Genomic DNA, 21,197 nt, shown 5'->3' on the forward strand with positions numbered 1-21,197 from the left:
TAAAATTTATTTATTGTTTATCGACCTTTCTCTTATAGCCTTAAACTCAGAACCTTGCTTCCAGCCGGGAAAGCTGGTTTCGTTACTGAGCTTAAAACCTATCCTGAACATTAGTCCGGCGGTTTGCGCCATGCCTTTTACATTCAGCGTATTAGAATACTCATCTGAAGGCTGATGATAACGCTGTTCGTTATACTCTTTAGCTTTCTCCACCCCATAATCCTTATCATGTCCAACAGCGGTAGTGCCATTATTCAGGTCGAGCGCGGGTACGCCCACTTTGGCAAAGTTAAAATGGTCCGACCGGTAGTATGATCCAGCGCCGGGTTTTTCGTCGCCCAATACTTGCCAGCCACGCTGTTTAGCGTCGGCTATAACATAGTCGTCAAGGTCGTTTTGACCTTTACCGGTAATGCCGATATCTTTTGTTTCACCAATGGCTTTCAATGCATCCATGTTTAAATTTGCAACGGTTTTATTTAGTGGATACAGTGGATGCGTTGCATAATATTCAGATCCCAGCAAACCTTGCTCTTCGGCAGTTACTGCCAAAAATACCACTGAACGTGCCGGCTTAACTTTTTGCTGGGTAAATTTTTTCGCAATAGACAGTATTGCGGCTACACCACTCGCGTTATCAATAGCACCGTTATAAATGCTGTCACCCTTAGCATCGGGTTTGCCTATACCGAAATGGTCCCAATGTGCAGAATATAATATATACTCATCAGGCTTTGAAGTACCTTTCAATGTTGCCGCTACATTATGTGATTTAGAATATTTAAGCGTGTTTTTTAAAGATATTGAAAGTGTAGTATTAAGCGGAACAGCTTTAAAACCGGGCTTTTGCGCATACGCCCGTATATCGCCGGTTATGCCTGCCGACGATAGCAGTTTTTTAGCGCTTTCTTCACTAATCCAGCCCTCCAGCTTGCAGCGGTTCATATGTTTGTCAACCTGTTGCAGGTACAGTTTTGAACCGGTAAAACTATTCTCAATAACGCTCCAGCCGTAGCTTGCAGGTTCTGTTTGATGCACAATAAGTACGCCTGCGGCGCCTTGCCTTGCGGCTTCCTCATACTTGTACGTCCAGCGGCCGTAGTAGGTCATAGTGTCCTGTTTAAATAGTTTGCGCTCGCCCGATTTAAAGCCGGGATCATTTACCAGTACCACCACGGTTTTACCTTTTACATCAAGGCCTTTATAATCGTTCCAATTATACTCGGGTGCTACAACGCCGTAGCCTGCAAACACTAAAGGGGAATTGATAAGGCTAAGCGTATCCTGCTCACGGCGTGTAGTGGCAACAAAATCGGTACCATACTTTAGTTTTATTATACCCTTGCCGCTTAGTTGCATATCGGCCGGAGCAGTTGTTATTTCAACTAACGGTACTTCCTGAAAATAACTGCCATTGTTAGCCGGCTCAAGCCCAAGTTTTTTAAATTGATTGGCAATATAGGCAATGGTTTTATCCTCGCCTTTGCTAAACGGCTTACGGCCAAGAAGCGAATCGTTAGCCAGTACCGCAATGTGCTGCCTGATGTCGGCTGCTATCCCGGTTTCAGCGCCAAGCGTATCAGTAGCTGTATTTCGATTGTTGCCTTTGCATCCGCTAAATAATGCGGCGGCAACAAGCAGGGCAGGAGCAATATATTTCATGAAGATCGGTTTTAGTCAAATATAAAAAAGAATTGTTCACAACAGCTTGCAAAGCAGTGGCACTTTTTCGAAAATAAATTGTTTATTTGTACTCCCCCACTAAAATTTGTACGACTCCGTAGCTCAGCTGGTAGAGCAAATGACTCTTAATCATTGGGTCGAGAGTTCGAATCTCTCCGGGGTCACAGCTTTTTCCAAATTCTGCGTTTTCACCAACGAAAACGCAGGATTTTTTGTTGCAAAATTCACCACAAGAAAAAAACATTTGCCCCTTTGAAGTGGGAAACTACGTCCTGCCCGGCCCTGTTTCAAAATTGTGCCTGAATGTTCCAAAATGATTTTGAACGTAAATGAAGAAGAAAACTGAATTTAATCAGTATGTATCAACTAAAGTTGTGACCGCCGTCCGCCCTCGGAACGACAGCACATCGGCTGTTTACATGCTGGGTCACAACAAAAAGCAAGTTCAATATCAGCGTTTTGCCTTTTATACTTAATCTCTGAAGCGAAATATATATATACAATTATGGATAATTCAAGAGTTTATAAAATGTCTTTCGCAAGTGTATATCCGCATTATATTACAAAAGCGGAGAGGAAAGGCCGTACCAAGGCTGAAGTAGATGAGATCATTTTCTGGTTAACCGGATATAATAAAGAAACCTTGCAAAAACATATTGAAGAAAAGACCAATTTTGAAAGCTTTTTTGATCAGGCTCCACAATTAAATCCTAATGTTTCAAAAATTACAGGTGTAATTTGCGGCTACCGCGTTGAAGAGATAGAAGACAGATTAATGCAGAAGGTGCGTTATTTAGATAAGCTGATTGATGAGTTGGCGAAAGGGAAGGCAATGGAAAAGATATTAAGAAAATAGAGTTTGGAAGTATCTGGTAGGAGATAACGTGTCAGACTCGATGGTTCACATAAGAGCAGCCTGGTTAAAAAAATATCATCTTAAGAACTTGAAGAACGACGCCTTTAGGTGATTAAGGAAGAAATAAATAAAGCAGTAAGTGCTACTTAAATAATAAAACATCTACTATGGAAATTACAAGATTAGGCTTAAAACCATCTATTAAAGGGCCGGCTGAATGGTTCACCGGTGCTGTACGTATTGATCCTTTATTTGATGCCAATGATGTTCGCCGGGGTGCGGCGGCGACGGTAACTTTTGAACCGGGTGCCCGAACTGCCTGGCACACGCATCCGCTTGGGCAAACGCTTATTATCACCTCAGGCCTTGGTTGGGTACAGCGCGAAGGACGACCTGTTGAGGAGGTGTGGCCGGGCGATGTAATTTGGTTCGAACCGAATGAAAAACATTGGCATGGCGCTTCGGCAACTAATGGTATGTCGCACATAGCCATACAGGAAAATCTAAACGGCAAAGTAGTTGAATGGATGGAGCATGTAACCGAAGAGCAGTATAAGCGTTGAATTATATAAGATATATCACAATAAAGCCGCACTAATGCATGAAGCGGCTTCGTTGCGATTGCAATAGCTGATTTAGCTATTAAATAATTTAATTCCTCATGCGGTAAAAGAAATGCTCATATACAATCTTGCCGCCTTTTACTTCATATACACAAATTTCACTGAATTTCATGCGCCCAAACTCTTTCATGGTGATATCATAGGTCATGGTGCAGGTAAAGTGAGTATCGATAACAAGAGGTTCGGATACCACTGAGCTGTGTATTTCTGAAAGCGAATTAAACCATTCCTTGTTCTTGGCAATTATGGCTTGAATACCTTCCTAAGGATTATAACCTTTTTGTAATATGCAGCCGGTGATTAGTACCCCATGTACGCAGCTCGTTTATAATGCCCCTGAGCGATTCGCCATGCTCTGTTAACGAGTATTCAACAGTAACAGGAAAAGTATTATGAATGGTACGCTTTACCAGGTCATTTGTCTCCAGGTCTTTTAGTTCTTTTGAAAGCATACGGTCGGTAATGTTAGGGATATCGCCGGCTATCTCGCTAAAGCGTTTCGTGCCAAAAAACAGGGATGCTATAATAGGCAATTTCCATTTTCCGCGCAGTATTTCAACCGCGTCGGCAACGGGTAGCATGGCCTTCATGCAAGCCATTTTGCTGTGAGGGGGTTCCTTAACTTCCTTATTCATAAACAAATATAAACAACTATACCATAGTATAGTGCTATACTTTTGTATAGTGCTTACTAAAGTATAGTATTTATGAGTACCTTTGTTATGTGTTTAAACATATAAATCAATATCTCCTGAAACATGTATAATCTTAAAATTATAACTTCTACCGTACGCCCCGGACGTAAAGGGCCAATTATTGCATCGTGGATAAAAGAGCTGGCGGAGCAGACCGGAAACTTCAAAGCTGAAGTACTTGACCTTGGCGAGATCAACCTGCCTTTGATGAATGAGGCGGTTCACCCCATACTGCAGCAATATGAACACGAGCATACCAAAAAATGGAGCGCTACCATAAACGAGGCCGATGCCTTTATATTTGTTACTGCCGAATATGACTACAGTTATCCTGCACCTTTAAAAAACGCTTTGGAATACCTGGTGCACGAATGGGCATATAAACCGGCAGGCATTGTAAGTTATTCGCTTGGGCCTTTTGCAGGTGTACGCGCGCTTGCAAACCTGAAAGCCGACCTGCTTTCACTTAAGGTAGTAAGCCTTGCCGAATCAGTTAGCATACCATCACTTAACCAGTTTATTGGCGAAGATGCTTCGTTTACACCAAACGAGATATTGCATAAGGCTGCCGACGGAATGCTTATCCAGCTTAACCGTTGGACAAAAGGGTTGGCTTCGATAAAAGCCGATGTGTAAAACAGGATTAAAGTTCATTCCCGGCGGTAAAAAAGCTATCTTTGCCAATGGGAATGAACCATACTGCATCTAACCCGGGTTTGTCAAACCAACCCTCGCATCCTATTTACAACATACATTTCGGTTTACTGTGTTTAAGTTCACTGCTGTTTTCGGCAAGCTTTAATATGCTTATCCCCGAAATGCCGGCCTACCTTAGTAAGATGGGGGGCGCTGAATATAAAGGGCTTGTTATAGCCTTTTTTACTTTAACAGCAGGTATATCCCGTCCTTTCAGCGGTAAGCTTACCGATACGCTTGGCCGGGTGCCGGTTATGGCAGTTGGCTCGATAGTGTGCTTTATTTGTGGATTTTTGTATCCTCTGCTTGGCAATGTGCTTGGTTTCCTTCTTTTAAGACTGGTGCACGGCTTTTCAACCGGGTTTAAGCCTACGGCTACCGCAGCCTATGTTGCTGACATTGTACCACAAGAGCGCTGGGGCGAGGCTTTAGGCATACACGGTATTAGTTACAGTACAGGTATGGCTATTGGTCCCGCTATTGGCAGTGCAATCGGTCAATATTATTCTATTGAAATTTTGTTCTACAGTTCATCGGCACTGGCGCTGTTATCCATACTTATCCTGATGAACATGAAGGAAACAGTGAAGAACAGGCACCGGTTTAGCTTTTCCTTACTTAAAATATCAAAAAACGACATTATAGATGTGCGGGTACTTCCTGCCGGAATCATCACGTTGCTGGCTTATCTGCCTTATGGTGTCATCCTTACTTTAGTACCTGATTGGGCCCACCATCTTGGCATTGCTAATAAGGGGCTTTTCTTTATGGTGTTCACTATCGCGTCGCTGGTAATAAGGTTTGTGGCGGGTAAGGTTTCCGACAGGTTTGGCCGTGTAAGTGTTATAAAAGTAGGGGTGATCATATTGGTAATTTCTTTATTAGTTATGGCTTACGCCGATACTGCTTACGGCTTGCTGATAGGTTCGGTTTTATATGGTATTGGTTCGGGGGTATTTTCTCCTGCAGTGAACGCCTGGACGGTTGATCTGAGTAACCCTGAGCAGCGCGGCAAAGCAATGGCTACCATGTATATCTCGCTTGAAGCCGGCATCGGGCTTGGCGCGTTTTTTTCGGGATTGTTTTTTCATGATATTCTCAGCAGGGTGCAACCCATGTTCTATGCATCGGCAGCAGTGCTGGTTCTTTCATTCTTTTACATGCAGGTTTGGAAGAAGACACCTTATTCGCGTGCTTATCATCAACACTAACAAAATCCGTTTTTGCAAAACATTTATTACCCGCAACGCCTTATTTAGGCAAAAAGGCATATGGATATTTTAAAAGGAAAAGTGGCTTTTGTTACAGGTGCCGATTCGGGCATAGGCCGCGAAATAGCAATAGCTTTTGCAAAAGAAGGCGCTGATGTTGGTATATGCTACCATTCGGACGAAGAAGGCGCAAATGAAGTGAAATCAATAGCCGACTCATTAGGCGTACAGGCAAAAGTTTACAAAATTGATGTTAGCGATGAAAATCAGGTAGAAGAGACATTGGATCAGGTTTTTTCTGATTTTAGAGGTTTAGACATTCTGGTGAATAACGCGGCCGTAAATGGTTCAAACGTCCCCGTTGCTGAAATGGATACCGAAACATTCGATACGTGTATCAAAACCAATTTGTACGGGCCGTTTTATGCATGCCGAAAGTTTTTGCGGTATTTGGATAAAGAAGGCAAAAAGGGTAAGATCATCAACATATCATCTATACACGAAGAAATAGCCACACCGGGTAATGCCGATTATAACGCTTCAAAGGGCGCTTTGCGGAATTTTACACGCTCACTTGCGCTCGAGGTGGCAGAAAAAGGTATAAACGTTAATAACATTGCACCCGGTATGATACTTACACCAATGAACCAAAAAGCCATTGATGATAAAGAAAAGCTGAAGGAAGCTACTTCACATATTCCGGCCCGCCGTGCAGGCCAGCCTGAAGAGGTAGCACAGGTTGCCTTATTTCTTGCATCGCCCGCGGCAGATTATGTAACCGGTTCAACTTATGCTATTGACGGCGGACTGATGATCAACCTGGGGCAGGGAGCGTAGTTCAGTTTGCAGTTGTTAATTGACAGTTGGTGATTGTTTTCGGGCAGTTTGAAGGATTTGGAGTATTTGTTTCGTTGTACTTTGATATATTTAAGCATGCTTATACTACAAACCGAAAGGCTTTTATTGCGTGAATTCGATCTGAACGACGCGCCTTTTATATTAGAACTGCTTAACACTGATGAATGGGTTACTAACATTGGCGACTTTAACGTAAAAACGATTGATGACGCCAAAGGCTATCTGTTAAGCAGGCCAATGGAAGGCTATAAAAAAAACGGCTATGGTATGTGGGCTGTTGTAATAAAGGAAACCGGGCAACTTATCGGGATGTGTGGGTTAATAAAGCGTGATACCCTTGATAGACCCGATATAGGCTATGCGTTGCTACCCCAGTTTACCGGTAAAGGTTATGCTTTTGAAATGGCTGAAGCCACGCTGAAATATGGTATGGAAAAATTGTATATGCAACGTATAGCTGCTATATCCATTGAAACAAATAAGCCTTCAATAAACCTGCTTAAAAAACTTGGATTTAGTTATGAAAAACAAATCCGACTATCAGAAGATGCTGACGAACTACAGCTTTACAGTATAATAAAATAACAAAGGCGGCTCGAAAAGCCGCCTTTATATTATGATCTAATCTGCTGCTCACTAACTACGCCATAGCGTACAATTCTTCACGTTGTTTTTTTACGGCTTCGCTATTAATATATTCATCATAGCTCATCAGTTTATCAATAATACCTGCAGGTGTTATCTCAATTATGCGGTTGGCTACGGTTTCTACCAGCTCATGGTCGCGCGAGGTGAATAAAACAGTGCCACGGAAATCTTTCATGCCATTGTTTAAGGCGGTGATTGATTCCAGGTCAAGGTGATTGGTAGGCTCGTCAAACAGCAATACGTTGGCATGCTGCAGCATCATCCGGCTGAACATACAACGCATTTTTTCACCACCCGAAAGCACGTTACATTTTTTTAGCACTTCTTCACCACTAAAAAGCATACGGCCTAAAAAGCCGCGGATGAACTGATCGTCCTTTTCACCCGGCGAATATTCACGCAGCCAGTCGATCAGGTTCTCGTTTTTGCCTTCAAAATACTCCGCATTTTCAATTGGAATATCAGCGGTAGTAATGGTTACACCCCATTTAAAGTTACCTTTAAAATCTTTATCACGGCCTGTTAACACCTCGTAAAAAGCGCTTGTAGCTAAGCTATTTTGCGACAGGATAGCGATCTTGTCACCCTTATTTACCATGAATGACACATTATCAAAAAGTACTTCGCCGTTTTGTACTTTGCCAAGTTTTTCTGTTTGTAATATCTGGTCGCCGGCCTCACGGCCAAGGTTATTAAATATTATGCCCGGGTACTTACGGTTTGATGGCTGTATCTCTTCCAGATTGATCTTATCTAACGCCTTTTTACGGCTGGTTGCCTGTTTTGATTTAGACGCGTTGGCGCTAAACCTGCGGATGAACTCCTGTAATTCCTTTACGCGGTCTTCCATCTTCTTGTTCTGGTCGGCACGCTGTTTCAATGCCAACTGGCTGGATTCATACCAGAAGGAGTAGTTACCGGTGTAAATGGTCATCTTACCAAAGTCAATATCCACTACGTGAGTACAAACAGCATCTAAAAAGTGCCTGTCGTGCGATACAACTAATACAGTAGCCTCATATCCGGCTAAAAAGTCTTCCAGCCAGCTAACGGTGTGGATATCCAAATCATTGGTAGGCTCATCCAGCAGTAGTATATCAGGGTTGCCAAAAAGGGCCTGGGCTAATAACACACGTACCTTTTGTTTACCGTCAAGCTCTTTTACCAGCTTATAATGTAGGTCTTCTTTTATACCAAGATTGCTTAACAAAGTAGCGGCATTGCTTTCAGCATTCCAGCCATCCATTTCGGCAAAAAGGTTTTCCAGTTCTCCGGCACGCTCACCGTCAGCATCAGTAAAATCTTCCTTCAGGTAGATGGCGTCTTTTTCCTTCATTACGGCGTACATCTCCTTATGGCCCATCAAAACAGTTTCAATAACCGGAAACTCGTCAAACTCATAGTGGTTTTGTTTCAGCACGGCCATGCGCTCGCCCGGAGTAAAACTTACCGAGCCGGTGGTAGGATCAACTTCTTTACTTAATATTTTCAGGAATGTGGATTTACCCGCGCCATTAGCACCGATAATGCCATAGCAATTACCACGGGTAAACTTCAGGTTAACATCTTCAAAAAGGGTACGCTTACCATACCTCAGGGTTAAATTTGATACTGTAATCATGCAGTGTCTATAAAATTTTTTGCAAAGGTACGCTTAATAGCTCCAACATAAAAACCAATAGTTTTAAAACGACGTAATAATGTGTTACATAGCGCAATTTGTATTTGTTAACATGATATTAATTTTTACTTTTATAAGCTGCGGTAGCACGAATACTGGTACATATTTTGCCGCTTACCCGATTGTAAACAAGAAAGCTTTTTAAATGCCGATGGGCGACGATATTTACCGCGTTATTTTAGATCATGGCATGGCCGGCGTGTGGGATTGGAATATGAGCACCGGCGAAATGTATATGAGTCCGCAATTAAAATCAGCCTTTGGTTATGCGGATGACGAATTGGAAAACCGTGTAGAGGCACTAACGGAGTTAATGTTTCCGGAAGATCTCGTGATGGTGATGGCCGAAATTGAAAAACATCTGCAAAATGGCGCTAAAGAGCCTTACCGCGCTCAGCCTCGCTTTAAGCATAAAGATGGATCAATAGTATATATCAACTGCACAGGGATGGTTACGCATTGGGATATTGATGGAAAACCACTGCGTATGGTTGGCTGCCATATCGATATCACCAAACAAAAACAAAGCGAACTCAAGCTTAAAAAAACCAAAGAATTACTTAATAAGACTAATCTTAGTGTTCGCTTGGGAGGTTGGGAGTATGATGTAGTTAATAATAAAGTAGCCTGGACCAGGGTGACAAAACAAATCATCGGCGTGCCGCTTGATTACGAGCCTGACCCCAATACAAGGCTGAATTTCTATAAAGAAGGTGAACACCGTGAGCGCATACACCAGGCAACTGCCCATGCAATAGCTACAGGTGAGGGCTTCGATATGGAAGTAATACTCGTAACGGCAAACGGGCAGGAACTTTGGACGCGTGCCATTGGTAACGCCGAATTTGAAGATGGTAAATGTGTAAAGCTGTTTGGTACCCTGCAGGATATAAACGAGCAGAAGCAAATTAAACAGGAGCTGCAAAATAGCGAAGACCGGTTTAAAAGCGCGTTTGAAAATTCCACAATAGGTATGGCCATAGTATCGCCTGAAGGGCAATGGCTTAAAGTGAACAGGCAATTGGTTGAATGCCTCGGCTATACGCAGGATGAACTCAACCAAAAAACTTTTCAGGAAATAACGCATCCCGATGATTTAGATGCAGACCTTGAACTGCTTGATAAGCTGCTTTCCGGTGAGGTAAATAATTACCAGATGGAAAAACGCTATTTTCATAAGAACGGCCAGATTATATGGGCGCTTTTGAGTGTTTCGCTGGTACGCAACGGTGAGGGGCAGCCAATGTATTTTGTTTCACACGTACAGGATATAACCGACAAGAGAAATAAAGAGGAGCAGATAAAAGAAACGCTTAAGGTTGTTGGTCAGCAAAACGAAAGGCTACTGAATTTCGCTTACATTGTATCACATAACCTTCGTACACACGCGGGCAATTTCCAATCGCTTATTGATTTGGTGAATGATCCGCATACCGATCCAAACGAACGTGAGCATTATTTACAGTTAATGCAAAACGTATCTGAACAGCTTAACGAGACCATTGTAAATTTAAATGACGTGGTTTCTATCCAAACTAAAACAAACCTTCAAAAGGTACCTGTTAACCTGAATGAGTATGTCAATAAAACGGTTAAAGTCTTGTCCCGTGAAATTGCCGAGCATAATGTAATCGTAAATAATCATATACCCGGCGATGCGGAAGTAGAATATCATCCGGCCTACCTGGAAAGTATCCTGCTTAATTTCTTTACCAATAGTATCAGGTACCGCAGCCATACAAGGCGCCCTGAGATCACCCTGAAATATGCAGTTATAGATGGAGCCGGCATACTAAGCGTAGCCGACAACGGAAAAGGCATTGATATGCAAAAACATGGTAAAAACCTGTTTGGCATGTACAAAACATTTCATGGCAACAGCGATGCGCGCGGTGTAGGATTATTCATTACAAAAAATCAGATAGAAGCTATGGGCGGCCGGATAGAAGTGCATAGCGAGGTTGACAAAGGCACAACTTTTAACGTATATATTTAATGCCCCAATGTGGAATTTTTAAGCATTTGTTCCACGCATTTCCCCAAATAAATTCTTACAGAAAAACAACTATCAGTTGTGATATATCACTTTTGGCACGATTTTGCATGATATTTAATCAAATATGCATTAGAAAAGCATAAAACACATTAGCAAAACAAAAATAAAACCTATAAAAGCTTTTGGAATAAACTTTGACTTAATTAAACAGGAGTAGTTTTTTAATCAATTATAATAACCCCCGATTATGATAGCTTTAATAATAGGTTTGGTAGTTATCAACGTGTTGTTGGTACTGTCGCGTAAATCATTTAACAGAACTTTCTAAGACAGGCTTGTCTTACCTGAATAATTCGGCAAGGGCTTGCGTTTGGTGATCTGCCAGTTTTTGCAGAGGGCCCGACGCAAGCATTTTCATCATCATGTTCAACTCGGCTGCTATAGTGAATTGTACGCTTGTATAATCGCTTTCCTGTGCCAGTTGCCATTTAAGCATCACTTTAAAAGGCGGTTGCTCGGTAGGTACAATTGTGATCTCAGTATTTTCTACACGGTTTTGTACACCCAGGCGCAGCTTTGCCATATTTTGTATACTAAAGCTTGCTTCGTCGGCTGTTGAGCGCCAGTCTTGCACCTGGGGCGGCATTAACTGCTGATGATTATTCAGGTCGCTTAAAAACTGATAAATTCCGCTAACCGGTTTATTGATATGTACAATACTTTCAAAAACTGTCATGTGCCAATAACAAAATTATTGTCCCCATGTTTCAGGATTTTGACGCCAATTTTTTAAAATTTCAACATCACCAGGCAAAACATACTGATTATCTTCAGCATATTTAATTAACGCGTTGTAGTTAGAAAGTGTAAAGAATGGACATCTTGCCTGTTTGAAATTTTCGGTTGCTACATCGAAACCGTAGCTAAAGATAGCTGCAAGTCCGCATACATCAAAGCCGGCTTCGCGCAATGCGTCAACAGCCTGCAGGCTGCTTTTTCCGGTTGAAATCAGGTCTTCAATAACCACCACACGTTTACCCGGCATTATTTCACCTTCAATAAGGTTGCCGCGGCCGTGCTCTTTGGGTTTGGCGCGAACATATATAAATGGAAGCCCAAGTTCCTGGGCAACAAGCGCCCCTTGCGGAATACCCGCGGTAGCTACACCTGCAATACAGCCAACTGCGCCAAATTCTTCCTGAATGGCGGCAGATAGCTTTTGCCTGATATATGTGCGTATGGCCGGATGGGCCAGTGTTACACGGTTATCACAATAAATAGGAGATTTCCAACCCGAAGCCCATGTAAAAGGATTGTTAGGTTGTAATTTAATTGCTTTAATTTGCAACAGGAATTCGGCTACCTGCTGTTCCGTTTCACTACTGTTAAACATGGCTCAAAAGTACAGAATTTATATCAACCAAAAGGTTATCCTGGTAACAGAAAAGGTACCTGATAACGCCGGAAGCTATCAAATGATTGATGGCCAAACGTTTAATTTAAAAACTATTTACCCAAAAATACTTAAATACAACATCGGGTTGTTTTATGTGGTGTGTAATGATGCGAAAGCTTTTATGAAGGAAATTGAGGCAAGCATCACAGTTATTGAGGCGGCCGGCGGTTTGGTTAAGAATGACGAGGGCGACTATTTATTTATATATCGTAATGATAAATGGGATCTGCCGAAGGGTAAGCTGGAAAAGGATGAAAGCAGAAAAGAAGGCGGAGTGCGCGAGGTTGAGGAAGAGTGTGGCATAACCGTAAATAAGCTTGGTAAAAAGATATGTAAAACTTACCACGTTTATACCATTAAACGTGAGCCGGTATTGAAGAAAACGCATTGGTATGCCATGAAACACCGCGGACACGAAAAGCTAAAACCTCAAAAGGAAGAGGGAATAACTGATGTACGCTGGTTTAAGAAGGAAGAGGTGGGTACCATACTGGAAAATACTTTCCCTTCAATAGTGGATGTACTGGTAAAAAGCAAGCTGATTAAAGATAGGCCAGCGCCTCTTTCGGAATAAACTGGCTTACATCTCCGTTGTGACGCAGTATTTCACGCACAATAGTTGAGCTGATAGACGAGTAGCCCGGCTTGCTTACAATGAAAATACTTTCAATTTCAGGCGCCAGGGCATGGTTCATTTGTGCTATGGCCTTTTCGTATTCAAAGTCTGACACGGTACGTATGCCACGGATCATGAAGTTGGCATCAATACTGCGGCAAAAATCAACGGTTAAGCCTTCGTAAGCGATGATGTGAATTTTAGGCTCGGTTTCAAACACAGCCCTAAGCATTTGCTGCCGCTTTTCAATACTTAAATAACTTTGCTTGCTGCTGTTTACACCAATACCGATATACACTTTATCAAACAATGCTACCGAGCGTTTTACAATATCTACGTGGGCTTTTGTTACAGGATCAAACGATCCCGGGAAAAGGGCAATGTTCATATGGATAAAGATGAGGAAAAAATGTAAAAGAAACACCTGTCATACTGAACTTGTTTCAGTATCTCTCCTGCTAAGCACCAACTGCCCGCTGTAGTATCAAACCAAACTCTTAATGACCATGGAGGATTTCTTATACTAACCCATTTATTTGTGCATACTGCAGCAGCATTATGGTTTTGCCATCTTTTATCTCGCCAGAGGTAATCATATCTAACGCTTTGGCAAAAGGCAGTTCAAGTACCTCAATATGCTCAGTTTCTTCAGCTAAGCCACCCCCTTCGCTCACTTTCATGCCTTTATCGTATTCGGCAACAAAAAAGTAAATCAACTCGGTTACAGAGCCCGGAGACATGTACGCTTCGAATACTTTTTTAACCGATGTAACCTTATAGCCGGTTTCTTCTTCAGTTTCTTTTCTGATACAGTCTTCCGGATTGTCTTTATCAAGTAAACCCGCGCATGTTTCAATTAAATAACCATCGGCATTGCCGTTAATGTAGGTTGGAATGCGGAACTGGCGGGTAAGTATTACGGTTTGTGATGTTTTGTTGTAAAGCAGAATGGTTGCGCCGTTACCGCGGTCGTAAGCCTCACGGGTAAAAGTTTCCCATTTGCCACTTTTGTCTTTATGTTCAAAAGTGAGCTTTTTTAAGGTGTACCAGTTGTTTGAAAGTATCTCGGTTTTAATATTCCTGATCTGTTCAAGCGGTTCCATATGTGTTTGTGTCAGATTTCTGGTTGATTGAAAAATGAAAATGACGAATGCCCGTACCTTCGCTGTTCGGTAAAATTTGGCTGATTACTAAGATTTTGCATCGACTGATGCTCAACTATCAGCAATCCGCCTGGTGTAAGCAGGTTTTTTTCAAACACTATCTTAGGTATTTCGGGTATCCTGTTCAAATCATACGGAGGATCGGCGAAGATGATATCGAATTGTTCCGTTTCCAGATCCATGTATTTAAATACGTCGGCTTTGAAGGTTTTGATACAATCCAGACTGTGTTTTCGTGCGATATCTTTTATGTAATTAAGCCCGTTTATGTTACGGTCGACAGAGAGCACACTTTCCGCTCCGCGGGATGCGAATTCAAAGGTAATGTTACCGGTGCCGCTAAACAGGTCGAGTACGCGGATGCCTTCAAGTTCTGTTTGATTTTGCAGGATGTTGAACAGCGCTTCTTTAGCCAGATCGGTAGTAGGGCGTACCGGAAGATTAGTGGGTGGATTTAAACGTAATCCGCGAAGTTTACCGCCAATTATCCGCATAATGTTAAAGCCGCTACCGATAAAATGTGGTGAGGCTCAACCTCGTCAGGAAGCTGTAAAAGGTTCAGATTGGTTGTTTCAACCTCGTTAAAAAAGTCGGCCAGGCGCTTAAACTCATCGTCGTTCCGGCTTATTTCACCACTAATGCAAACCCGTGTTTTTTTCGGCTGCATTTTTAGCTGCTCGGTTACAAAGGCGGCGTAGTAACTCAGTTCGTCGGGCGTGTAAAAATCGAAAGTGCTTAAAAAGCGCAGTTTACCATAGTTATAGTATAAGAATGATACTTTACTGCCGCTGATTTCAGCATATATCGTATCGTCCGACGGATTGCTTCCTGCAATCGCCTTTACCCATCCCTTAAGCCCGAATACGGTGTTCTCGACCCCATACTTTTCAATAGCATTTATAACATCGGCAGATACCTTGTAAAGCACCCGGTTTTCGCTGTCGAGTTGCTGAATAAAAACCTTTTCACCGGGTTGTACATCCAGAAAGCGGACAAAATCATTTACGTTTGCTTCACTAAAAATAGCTTCTGGTATCAGTGTATAAGCAACTGAAGGTAAGCCAACAATCACCTGGCGGTATTCGGCACTCAACAGTTCGGCTATATCTGCAGGGTTGGTAAGCTCAGCAATTGGATTTATGCCGCCCCATTCAATTAAACTATTGCTTTGTGCAACAGCATAAGCGAATGTGGAAGTGTTCAACTTTAACAATAAAGTATAACTGCCTGCCTGTTGCAGGTCAATAGCGTCATTAGTGTAATAGTAAACAGGTTCGTTCATGCAGTTAGCAAATGTAATATATTTTAACAAATCGGTATCACTGATTAAAAGGATTGCCTGATTCTCAGATTGGGTACCTGGAATCAAATGTTAAAATCAAGGTTACAGACAATTAGTTACCTTTGTAACTGTGTCTGATATCATCCGCAAAGCTTTTCCGCATGAACCCAATGCCCAGCAAACCGAGTTGTTCAGCCTGCTGCACAAGTTTTTGACAGCCGAGGATGGCGACGAATGTTTTATACTGAAAGGATATGCCGGTACCGGTAAAACCACAGTTTTAAGCGCCCTGGTAAAGGCGCTGCGCGAGTATAATTTTAAATCAGTATTGCTGGCGCCAACAGGCAGAGCTGCAAAAGTGATTACCAGTTACTCTGGCCGTAAGGCGTTTACCATACACAAACGCATCTACCGTAAAAAGTCGGCGTTGAATGTTGATGAAAGCTTTTCCATTGCTGATAACATCGCCAGCAACACCCTGTTTATTGTTGACGAAGCGTCAATGATTTCTGATGAGATAAGCGGCAACAACCGTGAAACCCTGCTGCACGATCTGGTTAACTACGTGTACAATACTAAGAATTGTAAGCTGATGCTGGTAGGTGATACCGCGCAGTTGCCGCCTGTTGGTTCGGCAGAAAGCCCCGCGCTCGATGTTAAGCTTATGAAAGCTCAGTTTGGTTTAACGGTATTTACCTATGAACTTACAGACGTGCTTCGCCAGCAAAAGGATTCGGGCATACTGTATAACGTTACCAATGTTCGTGACATGATACGTAGCGAAAATTTGCAAATGCCGCGTATTGTTACAAAAGGCTATAAAGACGTTTTTCGAATGGGAAGCGATAAGTTGGAAGAGGGGCTTAATTATGCATATAGTAAGTACGGTCATGAGAGCACGCTGATCATTTGTCGCTCAAACAAAAACGCAAACCAGTTTAACCGCGAGATACGCGGGCGCATTTTGTGGCGTGAAGAAGAGCTTACCGGCGGCGACCAGATAATGGTGGTACGTAATAATTATTTCTGGCTGCAGGATCAGGAGGAAGGAAGCACCGGTTTTATTGCCAACGGAGACATTGCCCGCATACGCAAAGTACGCGGCTTTGAGGATATGTACGGTTTCAGGTTTGCAAACGTACAGCTTGAATTTATTGATTATGCCGAAGACCCGGTGATGGAATGCAAAGTACTGCTTGATACACTCTATTCTGAAGCGCCCGCATTGCCGCCAACCGAGCAAAAGCGCTTTTACCTCGAAGCTATGAAGGATTATGAGCACATTGCAAGCAAACGTGCCCAGCACGAAGAGTTAAAGTTAAACCCGTACTATAACGCCCTGCAAATAAAGTTTGCTTACGCGGTTACCTGCCACAAAGCACAGGGCGGGCAGTGGCCTGCAGTATTTGTTGACCAGGGATATCTTACTGAAGAAATGGTAAACCTTGATTTTTTGCGCTGGTTTTATACGGCCTGTACACGTGCAACCAACGAGCTTTTCCTGGTGAATTTTAGCGAGAAGTTTTTTATTTAAATCCTCTGTATAATAAAATATCAGGTTGCCGAAGTAATCCTAATCAACCAGCGGCAAAAATATCCGGAACATTGATCCTTCATTCACTTTGCTTTTTACCTCGATCTTGCCGTTATGACGTTCGATGATCTGCTGCACAATGCTCAAGCCTAATCCGGTTGATTCTTCGCCACGTAAACCCTTGCGGCCGGCCTTTGAAAAGCGGTCAAATATCTTTGGCAGCATATCTTCAGGAATACCCAGCCCGCGGTCGCGAACTTCTATCAACGCAAAGGTGTTGGTTTTGGTAAGGCTTATCTCAATAGATGAACTTTCGTCAGAAAACTTGGCGGCATTGCTTATCAGGTTATCCATTACCCGCTGTAGCTTTAACACATCTGCGTTAACATGAACAGGATTGTAGTAGCTGGTAAATAAAACGTTATGCAAAGTTTTCGCGGTTGCTTTCCATGTATTTACAACGTCATTGAGTAACTGGTTAAGTTCGGTTTTTTGCAAATGGTAAGTCTGCTGGCTTTCATTGCGGGCAACCTCTATCAGATCGTCAATAATACCACGCGCCTTAACGCACGATTGCTTAACCAGGCTAATATTTTCCTGCGTATCATCATCGTCAGCATCAAGTTCCATTATCATAGCTATTGATTCAACAGCGGCAATGGGGTTACGCAGGTCGTGCGCTACCATGCCCAATACCTCGGTTTTGAAGTTACTGGCACGTTCAATCTCAATGTTCTTGCGGTTAATTTCAACCAATTGCAAAAAGTGGTTCGCCCGGTACGAGTAATTATACCTCGATATAAAATAAAAGCCCGTTAGCAGAATAGAACATATCAGCATGTTGTACAATATTTCCGTATCATGGCTGGTAAGCATAGTGAGCAATACGGTAAATACAATGCCTGTTATCAGGGTGATCAGCCATGTTTCGGTATATTCAAAAACGCATACAACGCCTATTACGGTAAGCGCTATCATAAAAGTAACCAGGTTATCGCTGGGTATATAAGTAGCCATGAAGCTTGACAGCATACCGCTTAAAATAATGTAGATAGAAAACATCACACCTAAAACCGACATCATCATGGTTGCCTTGCGGGTTTTTTTGTATTGATTAAACAGCAGGTAAACCCAGGCAAAAAACAGCGGACTAACAATATTATGCACCCAATTAAAAGTGTTAAACTCAGGGAAATTTTGTGCTCGGGTTAATGTATCAGGAAAGCAGGAGAGCATCAGCCTGATGGCCGCATTCATCCCCCAAAACAACAGGCAAAGCGTTTTTATACCCCGCAGATTTTGGAGCATATAATAATTTCGGAACTCGGCACGGCTTTTAACAGCAATGCTCTTCACAAAAGTATCGGTCAAAGTTTAAAAATTGGGTCGACACCAAAAATAATAATTTTTGTTATTCTGGCATATTTGGCGATTGCTTGTGCTATAAAATATTGATTAAATGAATCTTTTAGCGCCAAAAAGACACTTCAAATTAATTTTGCACGACATTTTTTCCGATTTAACACAGTGGCAATTGTTTTGATTAACAGTGAGTATTATGAACTTTAACAACTTTACAATCAAAGCCCAAGAGGCGGTACAAAAAGCCTCTGAAATAGCAGCCGGCAACCAGCAGCAGGCCATTGAAAATGCCCATCTGCTGAAAGGCTTGTTACTGGTTGATGAGAACGTTATAACTTATTTATTAAAAAAGCTGAATGTTAACCTTAACCATTTAAACGATACGCTTGATAAGCAGATAGCGTCGTTTCCAAAGGTTAGCGGCAGCAACATATATTTGTCGTCTGATGCCAATACGGCGCTGCAAAAAGCGCAGGGATACCTGAAGGAGTTTAAGGATGATTTTGTGTCGGTTGAGCATATATTGCTGGGTATCCTTGCATCTAACGATAAAACTTCAGGCGCTTTAAAGGATGCAGGCGTTAATGAAAAAGACCTTAAAAAGGCCATTACATCCTTACGTGGCGATAACAAGGTGACTGATCAGAACGCCGAAGCTACTTACAACGCGCTTAATAAATATGCCCGTAACCTGAACGAGTATGCCGAATCTGGCAAGCTCGACCCTGTTATCGGTCGCGATGAAGAGATACGCCGCGTAATGCAAATACTGTCGCGCCGTACCAAAAACAACCCGGTACTGGTGGGTGAGCCCGGTGTAGGTAAAACCGCTATAGCCGAAGGTATTGCCTTCCGTATTATAAAAGGCGATGTGCCCGAAACGCTGAAAAGTAAAACCGTTTACTCGCTTGATATGGGTGCGTTGGTTGCCGGCGCTAAATACAAAGGCGAATTTGAAGAGCGCCTGAAAGCCGTAGTAAAAGAAGTGGTGCAGAGCGACGGTGAGATCATCCTGTTTATTGATGAGATACACACATTGGTAGGTGCAGGTGGTGGCGAAGGCGCAATGGACGCGGCCAACATTTTAAAACCGGCCCTTGCCCGCGGCGAACTTATGGCCATTGGTGCTACTACGCTTAACGAGTATCAAAAATACATTGAAAAAGATAAAGCGCTTGAGCGCCGTTTCCAAAAGGTAACTGTTGACGAGCCTGATGCTGCGGATGCTATTTCGATATTGCGTGGATTGAAAGAACGTTACGAAGCGCACCACAAAGTGCACATCAAGGATGAAGCTATTATTGCTTCCGTTGAAATGTCGCAGCGTTACATCTCCGACAGGTTTTTGCCTGATAAAGCTATCGATTTGATGGACGAGGCGGCAAGTAAGCTTCGTTTGGAAATGGATTCGGTGCCCGAAGCTGTTGACGAACTTGAGCGCCGCATAATGCAACTGGAAATTGAGCGCGAGGCTATTAAACGCGAAAAAGACGAAAGGAAGGTACAGGAACTGAGTGAGGAGATCGCTAACCTGAGTGCCGACCGCGACTCTATCCGTGCGAAATGGCAGAGTGAAAAAGACCTGGTTGACAGCATTAACCAAAAGGTTGAGCAGATAGAAAACTTTAAACAGGAAGCCGACCAGGCCGAACGTGCCGGTGATTACGGTAAAGTAGCCGAATTACGCTACGGCCGTATTCGCGAAACTCAGGAAGAGGTTGAACGCCTGAAACAGGAACTGCAGAAAAATCAGGCCGACAGCCGCATGCTGAAAGAGGAGGTTACTGCCGAAGATATTGCAGGCGTTGTTTCCCGTTGGACAGGAATACCTGTTAGCCGCATGATACAAAGTGAGCGCGAAAAGCTGCTGCATCTTGAAGAAGAATTGCACAAACGTGTAGCAGGGCAGGAGGAAGCTATTGAAGCTATCAGCGATGCCATACGCCGAAGCCGTGCCGGTTTGCAGGACAAAAAAAGGCCTATTGGTTCATTTATTTTCCTTGGTACAACAGGTGTGGGTAAAACCGAGCTTGCTAAAGCATTAGCAGAATTTCTTTTTAATGATGAAAGCGCGCTGGTACGTATTGATATGAGCGAATATCAGGAACGCCATGCCGTGTCGAGACTGATAGGCGCGCCTCCGGGATATGTAGGTTATGATGAAGGTGGTCAGCTTACCGAAGCCGTACGCCGCAAACCATACAGTGTGGTATTGCTCGACGAGATTGAAAAAGCGCATCCCGATGTGTTCAACATATTGCTGCAGGTGCTTGATGATGGTCGTTTAACAGACAACAAAGGCCGTGTGGTGAACTTTAAGAACACCATCATCATCATGACATCAAATATCGGCTCAAACATCATACAGGAAAACTTCCAGGAACTGGAAGATGAGAACCGGGACAGTGTGATGGCCAAAACTAAGAATCAGTTGTTTGAACTGCTGCGTGCTACTATCAGGCCCGAGTTTTTGAACCGTATCGACGAGATCATCATGTTTACACCGCTTAGCCGTAACGAGATCGGTTCAATTGTGAAACTGCAGTTCAGGCAGGTACAGCAAACCCTTGCAGAAATGGGCATCACCATTGAAGCGTCTGAAGAGGCTCTGGATTGGCTGGCACAGCTGGGTTACGACCCGCAGTTTGGCGCGCGTCCGCTGAAACGTGTGATACAAAAACGCATCCTTAACGAACTGTCGAAACAGATACTGGCCGGTACGGTGGATAAAGACAGTACCATTAAGCTGGATATGTTCGACAACAAGTTTGTGTTTTTGAATGTCCCGCAGGAAGCGGAAGTTAAATAATATTATTAACTCCATCATATAGCATAAA

Annotated in this window: 22 protein-coding genes and 1 tRNA gene; 12 read left to right on the top strand and 11 right to left on the bottom strand. The window is 42.9% G+C overall.

What is annotated here, in order from left to right; genetic code table 11:
* Positions 1-6 precede the first annotated feature (6 nt).
* Positions 7-1,662, bottom strand: coding sequence for a M28 family metallopeptidase (locus EOD41_RS02120; protein ID WP_127703125.1), 1,656 nt, complete (start codon positions 1,660-1,662; stop codon positions 7-9).
* Positions 1,663-1,774: 112 nt separating this feature from the next.
* Between EOD41_RS02120 and EOD41_RS02125 the strand changes: the two genes are divergently transcribed.
* From EOD41_RS02125 to EOD41_RS02135, 4 genes are all read left to right on the top strand, one after another.
* Positions 1,775-1,847: transfer RNA gene (locus EOD41_RS02125), tRNA-Lys, on the top strand.
* A gap of 165 nt (positions 1,848-2,012) precedes the next feature.
* Positions 2,013-2,159 carry a hypothetical protein gene (locus tag EOD41_RS20640; RefSeq protein ID WP_164849864.1) on the top strand — a complete coding sequence of 49 codons (147 nt, stop codon included), beginning with the start codon at positions 2,013-2,015 and terminating at the stop codon, positions 2,157-2,159.
* Between the two features lie 29 nt (positions 2,160-2,188).
* Entirely contained in the window at positions 2,189-2,539 is a 351-nt protein-coding gene (locus EOD41_RS02130; RefSeq protein WP_127703126.1) for a DUF2200 domain-containing protein, read from the top strand.
* A gap of 167 nt (positions 2,540-2,706) precedes the next feature.
* A complete protein-coding gene (locus EOD41_RS02135; protein WP_127703127.1) occupies positions 2,707-3,102 on the top strand; it encodes a (R)-mandelonitrile lyase in 396 nt (131 codons plus the stop codon).
* A gap of 88 nt (positions 3,103-3,190) precedes the next feature.
* Here the strand turns inward: EOD41_RS02135 and EOD41_RS20645 are convergent, their stop codons facing one another.
* Complete coding sequence (locus EOD41_RS20645; RefSeq protein WP_317133178.1) at positions 3,191-3,418, bottom strand: SnoaL-like domain-containing protein; 228 nt, start codon at positions 3,416-3,418, stop codon at positions 3,191-3,193.
* A 13-nt stretch (positions 3,419-3,431) separates the two neighbouring features.
* Complete coding sequence (locus EOD41_RS02140; RefSeq protein ID WP_127703128.1) at positions 3,432-3,797, bottom strand: winged helix-turn-helix transcriptional regulator; 366 nt, start codon at positions 3,795-3,797, stop codon at positions 3,432-3,434.
* Positions 3,798-3,920: 123 nt separating this feature from the next.
* On the opposite strand from EOD41_RS02140, the gene EOD41_RS02145 reads away from it, so the two are divergent.
* The 4 genes from EOD41_RS02145 (at position 3,921) to EOD41_RS02160 (ending at position 7,207) form a co-directional block, all read left to right on the top strand.
* Positions 3,921-4,493 carry an NADPH-dependent FMN reductase gene (locus tag EOD41_RS02145; RefSeq protein WP_127703129.1) on the top strand — a complete coding sequence of 191 codons (573 nt, stop codon included), beginning with the start codon at positions 3,921-3,923 and terminating at the stop codon, positions 4,491-4,493.
* Between the two features lie 53 nt (positions 4,494-4,546).
* Positions 4,547-5,764 carry an MFS transporter gene (locus tag EOD41_RS02150; RefSeq protein WP_205780472.1) on the top strand — a complete coding sequence of 406 codons (1,218 nt, stop codon included), beginning with the start codon at positions 4,547-4,549 and terminating at the stop codon, positions 5,762-5,764.
* 60 nt (positions 5,765-5,824) lie between these two features.
* Positions 5,825-6,601 (top strand): SDR family NAD(P)-dependent oxidoreductase, encoded by a 777-nt coding sequence (locus EOD41_RS02155; protein ID WP_127703130.1) that lies wholly within the window; start codon positions 5,825-5,827, stop codon positions 6,599-6,601.
* A 96-nt stretch (positions 6,602-6,697) separates the two neighbouring features.
* Positions 6,698-7,207 (top strand): GNAT family N-acetyltransferase, encoded by a 510-nt coding sequence (locus tag EOD41_RS02160; protein WP_127703131.1) that lies wholly within the window; start codon positions 6,698-6,700, stop codon positions 7,205-7,207.
* 55 nt (positions 7,208-7,262) lie between these two features.
* Here EOD41_RS02160 and EOD41_RS02165 read toward each other — a convergent pair whose 3' ends face one another.
* Positions 7,263-8,891, bottom strand: coding sequence for an ABC-F family ATP-binding cassette domain-containing protein (locus EOD41_RS02165; protein ID WP_127703132.1), 1,629 nt, complete (start codon positions 8,889-8,891; stop codon positions 7,263-7,265).
* Positions 8,892-9,102: 211 nt separating this feature from the next.
* On the opposite strand from EOD41_RS02165, the gene EOD41_RS02170 reads away from it, so the two are divergent.
* Positions 9,103-10,947, top strand: a complete 1,845-nt coding sequence (locus EOD41_RS02170) for a PAS domain-containing sensor histidine kinase (RefSeq protein ID WP_164849866.1) — start codon at positions 9,103-9,105, stop codon at positions 10,945-10,947.
* 340 nt (positions 10,948-11,287) lie between these two features.
* Here the strand turns inward: EOD41_RS02170 and EOD41_RS02175 are convergent, their stop codons facing one another.
* Both EOD41_RS02175 and pyrE read right to left on the bottom strand, forming a co-directional pair.
* Positions 11,288-11,683: an SRPBCC family protein gene (locus tag EOD41_RS02175; protein ID WP_127703134.1), complete on the bottom strand. Its 396-nt coding sequence runs from the start codon at positions 11,681-11,683 to the stop codon at positions 11,288-11,290.
* Between the two features lie 15 nt (positions 11,684-11,698).
* Positions 11,699-12,340, bottom strand: coding sequence for an orotate phosphoribosyltransferase (gene pyrE / locus EOD41_RS02180; protein WP_127703135.1), 642 nt, complete (start codon positions 12,338-12,340; stop codon positions 11,699-11,701).
* On the opposite strand from pyrE, the gene EOD41_RS02185 reads away from it, so the two are divergent.
* Complete coding sequence (locus tag EOD41_RS02185; RefSeq protein WP_127703136.1) at positions 12,339-12,977, top strand: NUDIX hydrolase; 639 nt, start codon at positions 12,339-12,341, stop codon at positions 12,975-12,977. The genes pyrE and EOD41_RS02185 overlap by 2 nt on opposite strands.
* Here EOD41_RS02185 and coaD read toward each other — a convergent pair.
* The 4 genes from coaD to EOD41_RS02205 form a co-directional block, all read right to left on the bottom strand.
* Entirely contained in the window at positions 12,946-13,407 is a 462-nt protein-coding gene (coaD, locus tag EOD41_RS02190) for a pantetheine-phosphate adenylyltransferase (protein ID WP_127703137.1), read from the bottom strand. The two genes, EOD41_RS02185 and coaD, sit on opposite strands and share 32 nt — an antisense overlap.
* A 130-nt stretch (positions 13,408-13,537) precedes the next feature.
* Entirely contained in the window at positions 13,538-14,122 is a 585-nt protein-coding gene (nudK, locus tag EOD41_RS02195) for a GDP-mannose pyrophosphatase NudK (protein WP_127703138.1), read from the bottom strand.
* Positions 14,123-14,133: 11 nt separating this feature from the next.
* Positions 14,134-14,676, bottom strand: a complete 543-nt coding sequence (gene rsmD / locus EOD41_RS02200) for a 16S rRNA (guanine(966)-N(2))-methyltransferase RsmD (protein ID WP_127703139.1) — start codon at positions 14,674-14,676, stop codon at positions 14,134-14,136.
* Positions 14,667-15,464 (bottom strand): DUF3822 family protein, encoded by a 798-nt coding sequence (locus EOD41_RS02205; protein ID WP_127703140.1) that lies wholly within the window; start codon positions 15,462-15,464, stop codon positions 14,667-14,669. The genes rsmD and EOD41_RS02205 overlap by 10 nt, the downstream gene beginning before the upstream one ends.
* A gap of 130 nt (positions 15,465-15,594) precedes the next feature.
* Between EOD41_RS02205 and EOD41_RS02210 the strand changes: the two genes are divergently transcribed.
* The gene (locus EOD41_RS02210) at positions 15,595-16,998 is read left to right on the top strand and encodes an ATP-dependent DNA helicase (RefSeq protein WP_127703141.1); all 1,404 of its coding nucleotides are present in this window, start codon (positions 15,595-15,597) and stop codon (positions 16,996-16,998) included.
* Positions 16,999-17,037: 39 nt separating this feature from the next.
* Here EOD41_RS02210 and EOD41_RS02215 read toward each other — a convergent pair whose 3' ends face one another.
* Entirely contained in the window at positions 17,038-18,369 is a 1,332-nt protein-coding gene (locus tag EOD41_RS02215) for a sensor histidine kinase (RefSeq protein WP_127703142.1), read from the bottom strand.
* Positions 18,370-18,556: 187 nt separating this feature from the next.
* Between EOD41_RS02215 and clpB the strand changes: the two genes are divergently transcribed.
* Entirely contained in the window at positions 18,557-21,169 is a 2,613-nt protein-coding gene (gene clpB, locus EOD41_RS02220) for an ATP-dependent chaperone ClpB (protein WP_127703143.1), read from the top strand.
* Positions 21,170-21,197: the final 28 nt, after the last annotated feature.

This window comes from Mucilaginibacter limnophilus, from assembly GCF_004005815.1.
GTDB lineage: Bacteria > Bacteroidota > Bacteroidia > Sphingobacteriales > Sphingobacteriaceae > Mucilaginibacter > Mucilaginibacter limnophilus.

Bases quoted from the DNA above. Each gene is read 5' to 3' on its own strand.
- EOD41_RS02140 (WP_127703128.1), bottom strand. From the start codon at position 3,797: ATGAATAAGGAAGTTAAGGAACCCCCTCACAGCAAAATGGCTTGCATG.
- EOD41_RS02150 (WP_205780472.1), top strand. From the start codon at position 4,547: ATGAACCATACTGCATCTAACCCGGGTTTGTCAAACCAACCCTCGCAT.
- EOD41_RS02165 (WP_127703132.1), bottom strand. From the start codon at position 8,891: ATGATTACAGTATCAAATTTAACCCTGAGGTATGGTAAGCGTACCCTT.
- nudK (WP_127703138.1), bottom strand. From the start codon at position 14,122: ATGGAACCGCTTGAACAGATCAGGAATATTAAAACCGAGATACTTTCA.
- EOD41_RS02130 (WP_127703126.1), top strand. From the start codon at position 2,189: ATGGATAATTCAAGAGTTTATAAAATGTCTTTCGCAAGTGTATATCCG.
- coaD (WP_127703137.1), bottom strand. From the start codon at position 13,407: ATGAACATTGCCCTTTTCCCGGGATCGTTTGATCCTGTAACAAAAGCC.
- EOD41_RS02185 (WP_127703136.1), top strand. From the start codon at position 12,339: ATGGCTCAAAAGTACAGAATTTATATCAACCAAAAGGTTATCCTGGTA.
- EOD41_RS02175 (WP_127703134.1), bottom strand. From the start codon at position 11,683: ATGACAGTTTTTGAAAGTATTGTACATATCAATAAACCGGTTAGCGGA.
- EOD41_RS20640 (WP_164849864.1), top strand. From the start codon at position 2,013: ATGAAGAAGAAAACTGAATTTAATCAGTATGTATCAACTAAAGTTGTG.
- EOD41_RS02205 (WP_127703140.1), bottom strand. From the start codon at position 15,464: ATGAACGAACCTGTTTACTATTACACTAATGACGCTATTGACCTGCAA.
- EOD41_RS02135 (WP_127703127.1), top strand. From the start codon at position 2,707: ATGGAAATTACAAGATTAGGCTTAAAACCATCTATTAAAGGGCCGGCT.
- pyrE (WP_127703135.1), bottom strand. From the start codon at position 12,340: ATGTTTAACAGTAGTGAAACGGAACAGCAGGTAGCCGAATTCCTGTTG.
- EOD41_RS02170 (WP_164849866.1), top strand. From the start codon at position 9,103: ATGGGCGACGATATTTACCGCGTTATTTTAGATCATGGCATGGCCGGC.
- EOD41_RS02155 (WP_127703130.1), top strand. From the start codon at position 5,825: ATGGATATTTTAAAAGGAAAAGTGGCTTTTGTTACAGGTGCCGATTCG.
- clpB (WP_127703143.1), top strand. From the start codon at position 18,557: ATGAACTTTAACAACTTTACAATCAAAGCCCAAGAGGCGGTACAAAAA.
- EOD41_RS02145 (WP_127703129.1), top strand. From the start codon at position 3,921: ATGTATAATCTTAAAATTATAACTTCTACCGTACGCCCCGGACGTAAA.
- EOD41_RS02120 (WP_127703125.1), bottom strand. From the start codon at position 1,662: ATGAAATATATTGCTCCTGCCCTGCTTGTTGCCGCCGCATTATTTAGC.
- EOD41_RS02160 (WP_127703131.1), top strand. From the start codon at position 6,698: ATGCTTATACTACAAACCGAAAGGCTTTTATTGCGTGAATTCGATCTG.
- rsmD (WP_127703139.1), bottom strand. From the start codon at position 14,676: ATGCGGATAATTGGCGGTAAACTTCGCGGATTACGTTTAAATCCACCC.